This window comes from Cryomorphaceae bacterium 1068 (assembly GCA_027214385.1).
Classification (GTDB): Bacteria; Bacteroidota; Bacteroidia; order Flavobacteriales_D; family Cryomorphaceae; genus JAKVAV01.
This window is the reverse complement of sequence record JAPVXR010000002.1, coordinates 178887-191335: the sequence shown is the minus strand read 5'-3', so window position 1 is coordinate 191335 and position 12449 is coordinate 178887. Positions and strand designations below refer to the sequence as shown.

Genomic DNA, 12449 nt, shown 5'->3' with positions numbered 1-12449 from the left:
TCTGAGGGTTCGTTATTTGACCTCGAAAAACTCGAACAAGTCCTCCTTCATCTCGGGAGAATTCTTCACATCTCGAACCACCTTTCCGTGATCAAGAATTATAATTCGCGTGCAAACCTCAGCAATGTGGTGAAGATCATGGCTGCTCACTAAAAAGGTTCGATTATCCGAATGCTCTTTTACGATGTTCCTTACCCTGATTTGAGTGGAAGGATCAAGATTAGAAAATGGTTCATCCCATAAAACAAGTTCAGGGTTTCCTATCAAGGCGCCAATCAACCCAACTTTCTTGCGGTTCCCCATTGAAAGTTGACGAATAAATTTTTTTTGCCCGAGCACCTCACCGTTGAAGATTGGCTCAAACTGCTGTACAAAAGCTTGTACATCCGTTTTACTGTGATCAAAGAGTCCGCCGACAAATTCGAAGTACTCATCGGCAGTGAGAAAGTTGATGAGGAAACCATCATCGAGATAAGCCGAGGTGTACATCTTCCAATCTTCGGATTGGCTCACATCCTTTTCATTTGACAAAACCTTGCCGCTGGTTGCTTTGATCAAATCTAAAATCAGGCTGAAAAGTGTCGTCTTTCCCGCACCGTTATTTCCCACCAAACCCACGATTTCTCCTTTCTCAATGTTGAGGTCAGCGATATTCAGGACTTCCTTCCCGCTGTATTCTTTTCTAAGGTTTTCAACTTTTATCATAGTCTATGCTTTTCTAAACGCCGCTGCGATTTTGTATCGATTTCTCGTAAATAGTTTGACGCAGGCATCAATGACCCGCTGATGAAAGATAGTGGCCAAAACTCCAACCACAAGAAGAGTAAGAATACCGCCTGTGATGGAACCAAAACCCAATTTTCCCACATAGAAGAGGACAATCGGAAAAATCATAATCGGAATACCTATCAGGTAATGAGCCGCACCGAAACCACTCATGCTAAAGGAACCCCCTTCATTGGGGTCTACCCTTAAGGAATTGTAACTGGCAAGAGCCATGTACATGTAAATACTAAAGGACATATTGATGAAGAGAAGGGCAGTATTGAACACTACAATCATCGGGTCGTAAAAAACGTAAGGCAGCGTAAGGACATAGGTCACTGCGCAACTCAATGCCAAGATGTAGTACTTGGCTCTGAAAATATCCTGGATGGTATTTCCTCGGGAAAGCAACAAATCAAAATGGAGGCTATTCCATGAAAGCATCAACTGGCCGTGGTTCAAAGCAATCATGCCTGTCATAAACAAACCGAAGAGCAGGTAATAGAACTCTTTTTCGGATCCTTCCATAACACCCATTGCCAAAGGCAAGAACAAAATGGCCAGTGACATAAGCAGGTAAGAGCGGGCTCGTTTGGAGCGGAGCAGTAGTCTGAGCTCCAAATCCATTAGGCGACCTGCGCGACCAAACCGACCGAAAAAACCAAGATTTATATTTTGTAGATACGTCTCATCCTTTGACTCTTTCTCCGCTGTCAGGTACTTTTTGAAGTAACTGAAAAGGTAGAGATAAACCCCCACGGATATCAGAATGGGTATGGCCCACCAAATGGGATTGGTGAAAAATGCCGTAGCTGCCGACTCTAAGTATGGAAAGAAGGAGGTGATGCCTTTGTACTCTAAAAACAAGAAACCGAAGAGTAATAGGAGTAGAACAATTGAAAAAGCATTGTTAAAATCAGAGGCTTTAGATACCCAGAATGAGATGTAGTTGGACGAAACAATGAGACCCAAAACCATTATGATAAATCCAACGGCTTCTGTGCTCGAAGCATTTGGTAATACTTCAACCATGAAAAATGGAAAAGTTAGAAAAAGCGGTAGAAAGCTATAAAAGCTAAAGAGCGATCGACGCAGTAAATAGTGAATCATCGCCGATTTAGACACGGGCAGGAGAAGATATGGTCTGATAGATAGCGTAGGAAACTTTTGTAAAAAGTAGCGCATCAGGATATCCATGGGTAAATAGTAAATCAAGAAGGCTCCTGCCATTCCGAGCACATTCCTTCCCGGGAAAAAATCGCGAATCAACTCACCTGCGACCAATCCCGATATCAAGAAAGATACAGCAATGTAAAAACCAAAAAATGCGAGAAACAGAGTTTGCAAGAGATTCTGTGTCAAGGCAGGCGATCGTCTGAACGACAACCAGGCATGTTTGAGAAAATTCGGTTTTTTCATGAGGCACAATATAATGCAGAGGGCCATAGATTGTCATTAAAATTTTGATGAAAGGGGAATTAGCTTGATGATGGAGGATTTTAAGTGATAACCCATTCAAGGGAGTGGTCTGTGAGTCCCAAGAGAAATCCGAAAAGCCCCGTTTACTTCACTCAAACGCTGAAAGCACGTCATTCCACAGCCGAGGGTGAAGCGCAGCGAAGTCCTCGGTGGAGAGAAAAGAGTCGAATGGTTTTGGTGTGTTTTTGCATTTCGCAAAAACCATGATCAACTTAGCACGGCCTTCTCAAAACCGAAGAGCGTAAAGCCAACCCTTCAAAAATACCTCAAATTGTCCCTATCCACCCGAAACTTCGATTCCCTACCTTTGCGGCAATGAAGAATCAAGTCGACATCAGGAAGCTGAGCAAGGATGAGCTAATCGCGCTTTTTAGTGAGATGGGTGAGAAACCATTTCGCGGAAAGCAGGTCTTTGAGTGGCTATGGACGAAAAGAGCGAGGACCTTTGAGGAGATGACGAACCTACCGGCAGCACTCCGAGAAAAGCTAGAGGAAAAGTTCAAAATCCGAACCATGCGGATAGCCGACAAGCAAGTCAGCGCCGACGGTACCATCAAATATGCGTTCAAAATGAGCGACGGTCCAGTGGTAGAAGGCGTATTGATTCCAACAAAAAACAGAACGACTGCTTGTATTTCTTCCCAAGTAGGGTGTAGCTTAAGCTGTAAATTCTGCGCTACCGGTCGGCTTAAGCGTTTGCGAAATCTGGAGGCTTACGAAATTTACGATCAAGTAGCCGAAATCTACCGCGATGCGGAAATCCTTCGGGACAAGCCTTTGTCAAACATCGTATACATGGGCATGGGCGAACCTTTGCTCAATTACCAGAACGTACTCGAATCGACATTCAGAATTTCGGACGACAAAGGCCTCGGTATGTCTCCCACACGTATGACCATCTCGACAGCGGGAATTGCCAAAATGATTGAGAAAATGGGTGACGACGAGGTGCGTTTCAACTTGGCCCTGTCGCTCCACGCTGCGAACGACGAAAAGCGCAACAAAATCATGCCAATCAATGAGTCGAACAATCTCGATGTTTTGGCCGATGCCCTGAGGTATTTCTATGACAAAACGGGAAGCAGAGTCACCTACGAGTACATCATTTTCAAGGATTTCAACGACGAATTAGAAGATGCCCGTGAACTCGCCGACTTCGCGATGATCGTTCCCTGCAAAATCAACATCATCGAGTACAACCCCATCGATGATGGTGAATTCAAACAAGCTGATCCCGAAAAGGTGGACGCTTTCGCAGAATACCTTGAAAGTCGGAACATCATTGTGAATGTGAGACGCAGCCGTGGAAAAGATATCGATGCAGCCTGCGGCCAATTGGCGAATAAGAACAAGGCGGCTTTGAAAATCACTGACTAGCCGTGAGGCTGATTAAAACTGTTCTTCAAACACGGGACTATGCGGGTTCTCGCAGAGAAAAATGAGAAGGCGCTGAGTCCGCAGAGAATTGCTTGTATGACTTATTCATCGATGTAGTTTTCCCGCTGGAATCTCTATTGAGCAGTAGCGAACTTACTGTTATTCAGGCATTCTCATCTTGATACTTGATACCAATTATCAGAATCCAAATCCAATTCTAACGCCAAGCTCCCAACCAAAAACAAACTCTTCCAAATTTTCAACCGAATAGGCTTCAGGGTCATTGGTAGACGTGGTTCTCACGATGTCGTAATTCTTGAAGCGAATGGCGGGACCCGTGTAAAAATCGGCAAAAACATTACTTGTAAGCGGAAGTGCCTGGTAACCAATATTGAAAATAACCGACACAGATCGACGGTCATCAGTGAAAGTGAAATCAGTTAGAGCACCAGCCGTATCGATGACAGCAAATTCTTTTTTGTATTCACGGTAATTCGCTCCTACCGATAAATATGTGCCGCCAAGTTCTTCATAGTCTTTGAAGTAGCGTCGGAAAGAAAGAGAAACAGTGGGCCCTGTTTTAATGTCAACGTTGTTTCCAAAGTTGTCGAGTTCGTAATCGAACCATCCAGAGGTATAGTCTCTTCTGGTAAACCCTGCTCCGACTTGGACACTAAACCTTCCCGAAAGGATGTGCTCATAATAAAGTCGGTAATCACCGTAAATAATCTGAACAGGATCTACCTTTATGGCGTTTCTAACGGAGTAAATGGAATCTTGAATATAAAAATCAAAATCCTCGGTTTCTTGAGTCTGGCCGAAAGCATTTGAGGCCAAGAAAGTAAGGAAGAAGAGGATATATTTATACCTTCCTATCACAATGACATGGTTTTTGTAACAACCACGAAGATATAGAGAATTTCATGCGACCTAGTTCGATCTTACTTCTTCTTCTGACTTTTCTATTTTGCTCGCTAAGAGCACAAGATACTGCTAAGGTGGAGTTTTTCGTGGGCCCTGACTTAGAGGAGCAGAAGGGAAATCGCATTTGGGAGACTTTTGGCCATAGCGAAGAATTCTTCTACTGTATCCGCACTGATCGTCGCAAAAAAGGTGAATTCATCATTGAGAAAATAGGAACCGATAGTCTCACGGTAGTGAAAACTCTCTCGTTTACACCGTCTGAAATCAGCAATAGAGTTCCCTCTTTGGCCTATCCAATTTCCACAGCCAATTCCAGCTTTTTGATTGCCACAGCCGAAGATCCTGAAGGAACGGATATCTACATCATGGCTTATCGAATTTCTGACGATTTACAAATCAGTAAAGAGCCCATTGTTATTGGAATCGCTGATCGCGAAGCGCTCATTTCAGAACATGGATTCTTGATGTTCCAAAGTGAAGACAGTCAAAAGGTAATTCTCTTTATCCCGGAAGAGAAAAACCCTGTTCGAAACGAAAAATTTGCTTTGCGTTATTTCGACTCGGAGCTCAATCTTTTGGATACTAAAGAAATTGAAATCCCTTACCCTTCAGATAAAGTATTGCTAGAAGACGCAGTGATGACTCCCAACGGAGTCTTTCACGGAATCATCTCATTACGAAAAGAGTCAGAGGTTCGTGTATTGCCAGATTCGTATTCGTTACTGACCTATAATCCCGCAAAAGAAGGAGTGAAAGAAAAATCCTTGGCTTTGGGCAATAAATGGTTCTATGACTTGAAGCTCACATTGACACCTGATACCAATTTATGGCTAGCAGGATACTACAGCAATATGGTTGAGCCTTCGATGGTGGGAACATTCTCGGTGGTTATAGACTCGAATACGGGACAGCTTTTAAACACAGGCCTTTCCCCATTTGACAGAGATTTCCGCCTCATGTTTCGCCACGACATCAAAAATAATGAAGATGATCTGGGTCTTTTCAAACTCGACAAAGTATTCCTAAAAAGCAACGGATCCCTAACAATGGTAAGTGAGAAAAGGTACTCTCGCGAGTCAACGGTGTATGACCCCGCGTCTAGAATGTATACCGTAATTCTTATACATTACAATGAAGAGCTATTGATCTCAACTATCCGACCGAGCTCGAGGATTGAAGAGAATATCGTCATTCCAAAATACCAATCCAGTTCTCAGGGTAGCGGCCGATATACATCTTATGTAACCACGCAATGGGGCAACAAGCTCTTGTTTTTTTACAACGATCACGTGCGCAATGAATCACTCTCGCCCGTGGAGTACAACGATTACCGAGCTCTTAATAATGACAATAACATAAACATAACCTACTGCATACTTGGTGAGAATTCACTCGAAAAAATGTCAATTAATTCTGACGCTATAGATGGATATCATCTTGATGCCGAGCAGCAATATAAAACAACAAAGTGCCAAATATTAACCACCTACAATGGCAACAGGACGAGGTATATAAAAGTACTGACCCCATAACGACACAGAGTGAGATTGAATTGTGATATTTGCCCGATCAAATGACAGGGGTTAAAGAAATAAAAGCTCCCATTTCTGCCGAAATGGACGAATTTGAGCATCGCTTTCGCGAGTCGATGAGGAGCAAGACCCCCTTGCTCGATAAAATCACCCACTACATTGTAAAGCGGAAAGGGAAGCAGATGCGCCCTATGTTCGTGTTCTTATCGGCAAAAATGTGCGGAGGCATTAACGACAGCACTTATGTGGCGGCCTCTCTGATTGAGTTGCTCCACACAGCTACCCTTGTTCACGATGATGTGGTAGATGATGCCAATTTGCGCCGTGGTTTCTTTTCGATCAATGCCCTTTGGAAAAATAAGATAGCCGTATTGGTCGGCGACTTCCTCCTTTCTCGAGGACTACTGATGAGTGTGGACGAGGGAGAATTTGAGCTTCTGAAAATCGTGAGTAACGCTGTGAAGGAAATGTCGGAAGGAGAGCTGATGCAAATGGAGAAAGCTCGAAAGCTCGACATCACGGAAGAAGTTTATTTTGAAATCATCCGTCAAAAAACGGCATCGCTCATTGCAGCTTGCTGCCAAAGTGGAGCACACTCCTCCAAAACTGATTTGGATTCGCAGGAGAGAATGCGCCTTTTCGGCGAAAAAACGGGAATCGCTTTTCAACTCAAGGATGACCTTTTTGACTACAACGTCAATGGGAAAATTGGCAAGCCAACCGGGATTGACATCAAGGAAAAGAAAATGACCTTGCCTTTGATATACGCTTTGGCGAAAGCAGAAAGACGCGACCGAAAATGGTTGATCAACTCCGTGAAAAATCACCACGAAGACAAGAATCGAGTAGCGAAAGTAATCGACTATGTCATGGCATCAGGAGGTATAGAATATGCTCGAGATAAAATGCTCGCCTACCGAGATGAGGCTTTGGAAATTCTTCATACTTTTGAAGAAGGCGAGGCCAGAAATTCTTTGGAAGCCCTCGTCAATTACACGATCGAACGCAAAAAGTAAACTCTTCTTATTTATGACAATTCGCGTATTCTTTCTACTCGCGCTGACCCTTTGCGCTTGCGACTCCGCGACCAATCAAAGCGGAGATGAAAAAGACGCAACTCGAGCTCTCAGCTCGCGAGAGATTGTACAGGTGGTGGAGTACCACCCCAATGGAGCAGTAAAGCTGCAAGGCACAAGCCAAGGCGGAAAAAGAATCGGGAAATGGGAGTCTTTTTATCCAACGGGCTACCGATGGAGCGAAGCCACCTACCGAAACGGATACCGTGAAGGTGATGCCGTAACTTATTACCCCAATGGAATGATGCGGTATCAAGGGGCCTATTACAATGACGAGCCATCGGGTATTTGGACATTCTACGACACCACAGGTACGATGGTGGAAAAAGTTGATATGGACATAATTGAGAGTGACAATATTTTTAAACCCGATTCTACCGGACTGCGTTGATCAATAGAAATACCATAGACAAGATTTTTGAAGCAGCTCGTATCGAAGAGGTAGTCGCCGACTTCGTGCAGCTCAAAAGAGCAGGCTCAAATCTCAAAGGCCTGAGTCCGTGGTCTGATGAAAAAACGCCTTCGTTTTTCGTATCGCCGGCAAAAGGAATCTTCAAGGATTTTAGCTCGGGAAAAGGTGGAAACGCCGTGACCTTCCTGATGGAGCTGGAGCACATGTCATATCCTGAGGCGCTTCGATACATAGCCGATAAGTATGCCATTGAGGTGGAAGAAACCGAGATGGGACCTAAAGAGAAGGAGGATCAGAGCCTCCGCGAAAGCCTGGTGTTGGTCAACAAATTCGCTTTGGAATCTTTCGAGAAAAACCTTTGGGAAAACGACGAAGGAAAGTCCATCGGCCTGAGCTACTTTCGCGAAAGGGGATTTTCTGACAAGACCATCCGCAAGTTTGCACTGGGGTATGCACTGGAAAAAAATGATGCCCTCCTAAAAACGGCCGTAGATGCAGGTCACAAAGAAGAGCACCTTCTGAATTTGGGGCTGACCAAAGAGGGGAATTACGGGAAGTACGACTTCTTTCGAGGTCGGGTCATTTTCCCGATCAGAAATGTGAGCGGTCGTTGCATCGCTTTTGCCGGAAGGACGCTGAAAGCAGACAATAAGGTAAAATACATCAACTCTCCCGAAAGTGAACTCTACGACAAGAGCAAGACACTTTACGGACTTTACGAAGGAAAGCAGAGCATTATAAAAGAAGACAAGTGCTTCTTGGTGGAAGGATATACTGACGTAATCTCGCTCAATCAAGCAGGAGTTGAATACGCAGTGGCTTCGTCAGGAACTTCGCTTACTTCAGAGCAGGCCAAGCTGATCAAGCGCTACACGAAAAATGTCTCTGTTCTCTACGACGGGGACAAAGCGGGAATAAATGCCGCCTTGCGCGGAATAGACCTTCTCTTGACAGAGGGGCTTCAGGTCAAAGTATTGCTTTTCCCGGAAGGACACGACCCTGACTCATTCGCTCGATCAGTGTCTCAAACCGAGTTAGAGGAATACCTTAATACGGGTGCAAAAGATTTTACGGACTTTATGATCGAAGTCCTGATGGATGGTCATCCTGACGATCCCATTAAAAGAGCGGAGGCGACAAGAAGAATTGTTGAAAGCTTGTCGCTCATTACGGATCAGATTACGCGCAGTATTTACATTCAACGTTGCAGCAAGAAACTCGAAATTCCCGAGAAGGCCCTTCTCAACGAGCTCAACAAGTTTTTGCGAAAGCGAACTTTCCGAAAAGCAGGAGTCGATCCCGAAACAATTCCCGATGAGCCTCAACACAAAGAGGATCAAGAGGGAGTTATTCCCGTTTCAGATTCTACCATTTGGGAAAAAGAGGTCACGCGGATTCTGATCAACTACGGTGCTCAAGAGATCGAAGTGGATATACAGTCTGACGAAGGCGAGGATGAAAAGGTAAAAGTCCAAGTGGCTGAATACATTCTTCACGATCTGCTTCAAGATGAAATTTCGTTTAAGTCAGAAGTATTCGGAGGTATCATTGAGCGATTCAGAATTCATTTTAAAGAAGTAGGGAGTTTTCCTACCACCGAAAAATTGGTGAGAAATGCAGAATTGAGCGAAGCCATTGCTGCGATGATTTCAAGCCCTTACGAATTGAGCGAAAATTGGGCGGATAAGCACCGCATCTACACCGACTCTGAAGAGAAAGACCTACGCCGAACCGTCTTTGATCCCTTGATGCGATTGAAGCTGAGTAAAATTAAAACCTTGATGCGGGAAGTCGAACAAGCAATCAAGAGCGCAGAGAGCGAAGAAGAACTAAATTTGCACTTGCAAGAGAAAATCAAACTTGACCAAATGAAAATACAGTTGAGCGATTTTTTCGGAAGTACAATTATCTAGCAATATGAGCGACTTTTTTGGGTATAGCTTCTATGAGTCTGATCTGCTACATGTTACGGTAGGAAATATTCTTACGCTGATCTTTATCATATTCCTGACGCGTCTCGTACTTCGGTTTTATAAAGTATTCGTTCACAAGCAAATCAGGGCGCTTGATGTATTTGACAAAGAGAGAGAAGCTCTTTTTATCAAATCGGGGAAAAACATCATTCTACTGATCGGTGTGGTGGGAGCAGTTGTGAGTTTGGGGCTAATGCCTTTGTTGGAAGCTATTTTCGATTACCAACTCATCACCACTGAAAAAGTAACGATCACTGTTGGGAATGTTTTCATTCTCATCATTATCCTCATCATTACGAGAATCCTTGCCAGACTGATTCGAATTATTCTCAAAAAGAATTTCTCGCGAAAAACTTGGGTAGACGAAGGAAAGGAGTACACCGTATTTAAGCTGACCAAATACGGCCTATACGGTTTCGCCGTCTTGGTAGGTCTTACAAGCATCGGTATCGACATGAAGTTGATCCTAGCCGGTGCAGGTGCGCTTTTGGTGGGTATTGGTTTTGGATTGCAGTACTTATTCTACGATCTCATTTCGGGTTTGATCATTCTTTTTGAAGGACCTATTAAAGTGGGAGATGTGATAGAAGTTGATGGATTGGTAGCTCGGGTGAAGCAAATAGATATTCGTACTTCCAAGGTATTGACCCGAAACGGGAAATACATCATCATTCCCAATTCAAAACTGATCGGAGAAAAAGTGGTGAATTGGAGCCATGGAACCGAACTGACTCGATTTAATGTAGAAGTTGGTGTAAAGTATGGGAGTGATACGGCACTTGTCAAAGATGTCCTGTACCATTGTGCTCTCCGCCATCCCGACGTGAGTAAGAATCGCGAAATCATTGTTCGCTTTGATAATTTCGGAGATAGTGCTTTGATCTTTACGGTTTTCTTCTGGGCGAAAAAAACATGGGTTGTGGAAACTTTACAGAGTGAAATTCGCTTTGATATAGACAGGGAATTCAGGAAGCACAATATTCACATTCCATTCCCTCAGAGAGATCTTCACATCATTGCTCCGTCCAATCAGGATCCTTTCAAAACTTAATATCCTTTGCGACAAGCTGAAGGGTTCTTCGATCTTTCCACACGTTTTCTTCAATGCTGTAAGCCAATTCAAAAGCTCCACCCGAAGCCATGTGATCGAATTTATCGGCAAAGCCAAATGCAATCACAGGAAGTTCGCGCTCATCACTACCATCTTGGTGAACAGTGAATTTCAAATGCGTTCCACCAACTATTTTCACATTACGAGCACGGCAATGAGGTGTAGCGAAAACGGGAGGTAAATTTTCAGGGCCATAAGGCCTGAATCTGTTTAGCTGAATGTAGAATTCCTGATAATCCGTATTGTGCCAATCTTCGAAATTCAATTCCAAAGCAATTTCAATGGCCGGGTATTTTCTCTGCGAACCGAGTACCCTTTTGGCGTAAGCCTCAAAATCTGACTTGAACTGATCGAGTTTCTCCTTTCTGAGCGTAAGGCCTGCCGCTGCCGCATGACCTCCGTATTTTTCCAAATGCTCAGAACAAACGGTGAGTGCCTCGTGTAGGTTGAAAGCGGGAGTACTTCGAGCGCTTCCACTCAGCCACCCGGCAATTTCTGTGAGTACAATGGTGGGTCGATAGCATGTCTCCATAAGCCGCGATGCCACAATGCCTACCAACCCCTTGTGCCACGATTCTTTGGCCACGATTGTCGCGGCATTTTCCAGCTCGGGGTCTTCAGAAAACATCAGCTCCAGCGCTTCCTCCGTTATGATAATGTCCCTCTCCTTTCGGGAAATATTTAGCTTCTCGATTATCTCTGCCAGTTCAGCCGCTTCTTCCTCGGATTGTACTCGAAGAAGTTTCACTCCGATATTGGCGTGATCCATCCTTCCGGCGGCATTGATGCGCGGTGCAATCTTGAATACAATGTCGCTGACTTGAACAGCTCCACCGCTATGACCAGCATTTCCCAGCAAAGCCCTGACGCCATATCCGGGATTTCTCGATATGACCTCGAGCCCTTTGGCTACAATGGCCCGATTCACTCCCTTGAGCGGAACAATATCGCTGCAGGTCGCAATGGCTGCTAGTTCGTAAAATCGATCGAAATCAAAGTCATCGATCTCTAGCTTTTGCACAACTTCCTTAATGAGCGCTAGTGCCACACCGCAACCGCAGAGAATCTTCTCTTCATAAGGACAGTCCTCCTGCTTATGATTTAATATGGCAAATGCAGGTGGGACTTTTTCGCCCGTTTCGTGGTGATCGCATATGATAGTATCGATCCCCGAATCTTTGAGCCTCTCGATTTTATCTACAGCCCTGATCCCGCAATCTAGCGTGATGAAAAGATTCACCTCAGATTGAATCGCATCGTCTATGCCTGCATCACTCACACCATAACCCTCTTTGTACCTATCGGGTATGTAATGATCAAAATCGGCATCCAGGTTTTCAAGAAAAAGGCTCATCATAGCCACGGACGTCGTGCCGTCCACATCATAATCGCCGTAAAGTCTAATTTTTTTGTTCTCTTGGATGGCTACAATCAGTCGATCTGCCGCCTTTTCCAAATCCTTCATTTTGGTGCCGCTCTGCAGAGCACCAATGTCAGTAGAGAAATACGCGGCGATCTTTTCTACTGAATTCAAGCCCCTCGCTATCAGCAACTCTGCCAGTACAGGATGGAGCCTCGGAAACTTTTCATGGAGCGTTCGCACCCTTTCTCGGTTGGGAGCACTCAACTTCTTCCAAGTAAATTTCTTGCTCTCTAATCCACTTTCTTTATTTACTAATCGATCCATTCTTTGGTTTTCATCATTTACAAATGCGAGCAAACACGCAACCCGAAACAACTTTACTTATATTTGAGCGTCTGAAGAATATACTTAATTTGCGGGCAAATACCCTGTTTCAA

10 protein-coding genes are annotated in these 12449 nt (G+C 44.3%); 6 read left to right on the top strand and 4 right to left on the bottom strand.

The window, feature by feature from the left end; all coding sequences use genetic code 11:
* Positions 1 to 12: 12 nt before the first annotated feature.
* The gene (locus O3Q51_03605) at positions 13 to 705 is read right to left on the bottom strand and encodes an ABC transporter ATP-binding protein (GenBank protein ID MCZ4407878.1); all 693 of its coding nucleotides are present in this window, start codon (positions 703 to 705) and stop codon (positions 13 to 15) included.
* Between the two features lie 3 nt (positions 706 to 708).
* On the bottom strand, positions 709 to 2184 hold the full coding sequence (locus O3Q51_03600) for a DUF5687 family protein (protein ID MCZ4407877.1): 1476 nt from the start codon (positions 2182 to 2184) through the stop codon (positions 709 to 711).
* Between the two features lie 375 nt (positions 2185 to 2559).
* Between O3Q51_03600 and rlmN the strand changes: the two genes are divergently transcribed.
* Positions 2560 to 3621, top strand: coding sequence for a 23S rRNA (adenine(2503)-C(2))-methyltransferase RlmN (gene rlmN, locus O3Q51_03595; protein ID MCZ4407876.1), 1062 nt, complete (start codon positions 2560 to 2562; stop codon positions 3619 to 3621).
* 198 nt (positions 3622 to 3819) lie between these two features.
* On the opposite strand, the gene O3Q51_03590 is transcribed toward rlmN, so the two are convergent.
* A complete protein-coding gene (locus O3Q51_03590) occupies positions 3820 to 4500 on the bottom strand; it encodes a hypothetical protein (GenBank protein MCZ4407875.1) in 681 nt (226 codons plus the stop codon).
* A 44-nt stretch (positions 4501 to 4544) separates the two neighbouring features.
* On the opposite strand from O3Q51_03590, the gene O3Q51_03585 reads away from it, so the two are divergent.
* From O3Q51_03585 to O3Q51_03565, 5 genes are read left to right on the top strand one after another with little or no spacing between them, the layout of a single operon-like run.
* On the top strand, positions 4545 to 6077 hold the full coding sequence (locus O3Q51_03585) for a hypothetical protein (GenBank protein ID MCZ4407874.1): 1533 nt from the start codon (positions 4545 to 4547) through the stop codon (positions 6075 to 6077).
* Between the two features lie 41 nt (positions 6078 to 6118).
* On the top strand, positions 6119 to 7093 hold the full coding sequence (locus O3Q51_03580) for a polyprenyl synthetase family protein (GenBank protein ID MCZ4407873.1): 975 nt from the start codon (positions 6119 to 6121) through the stop codon (positions 7091 to 7093).
* Between the two features lie 13 nt (positions 7094 to 7106).
* The gene (locus O3Q51_03575) at positions 7107 to 7544 is read left to right on the top strand and encodes a hypothetical protein (protein MCZ4407872.1); all 438 of its coding nucleotides are present in this window, start codon (positions 7107 to 7109) and stop codon (positions 7542 to 7544) included.
* Positions 7541 to 9478, top strand: coding sequence for a DNA primase (gene dnaG / locus O3Q51_03570; GenBank protein ID MCZ4407871.1), 1938 nt, complete (start codon positions 7541 to 7543; stop codon positions 9476 to 9478). The genes O3Q51_03575 and dnaG overlap by 4 nt, the downstream gene beginning before the upstream one ends.
* A 4-nt stretch (positions 9479 to 9482) precedes the next feature.
* On the top strand, positions 9483 to 10589 hold the full coding sequence (locus O3Q51_03565) for a mechanosensitive ion channel (GenBank protein ID MCZ4407870.1): 1107 nt from the start codon (positions 9483 to 9485) through the stop codon (positions 10587 to 10589).
* Here the strand turns inward: O3Q51_03565 and recJ are convergent.
* A complete protein-coding gene (gene recJ, locus O3Q51_03560; protein MCZ4407869.1) occupies positions 10579 to 12336 on the bottom strand; it encodes a single-stranded-DNA-specific exonuclease RecJ in 1758 nt (585 codons plus the stop codon). The genes O3Q51_03565 and recJ overlap by 11 nt on opposite strands.
* Between the last annotated feature and the right edge of the window lie 113 nt (positions 12337 to 12449).

Excerpts from the sequence above, each read along its gene's own strand:
- O3Q51_03605 (MCZ4407878.1), bottom strand. The coding sequence starts at position 705 with ATGATAAAAGTTGAAAACCTTAGAAAAGAATACAGCGGGAAGGAAGTC.
- O3Q51_03600 (MCZ4407877.1), bottom strand. The coding sequence starts at position 2,184 with ATGAAAAAACCGAATTTTCTCAAACATGCCTGGTTGTCGTTCAGACGA.
- rlmN (MCZ4407876.1), top strand. The coding sequence starts at position 2,560 with ATGAAGAATCAAGTCGACATCAGGAAGCTGAGCAAGGATGAGCTAATC.
- O3Q51_03585 (MCZ4407874.1), top strand. The coding sequence starts at position 4,545 with ATGCGACCTAGTTCGATCTTACTTCTTCTTCTGACTTTTCTATTTTGC.
- O3Q51_03580 (MCZ4407873.1), top strand. The coding sequence starts at position 6,119 with ATGACAGGGGTTAAAGAAATAAAAGCTCCCATTTCTGCCGAAATGGAC.
- O3Q51_03575 (MCZ4407872.1), top strand. The coding sequence starts at position 7,107 with ATGACAATTCGCGTATTCTTTCTACTCGCGCTGACCCTTTGCGCTTGC.
- O3Q51_03565 (MCZ4407870.1), top strand. The coding sequence starts at position 9,483 with ATGAGCGACTTTTTTGGGTATAGCTTCTATGAGTCTGATCTGCTACAT.
- recJ (MCZ4407869.1), bottom strand. The coding sequence starts at position 12,336 with ATGGATCGATTAGTAAATAAAGAAAGTGGATTAGAGAGCAAGAAATTT.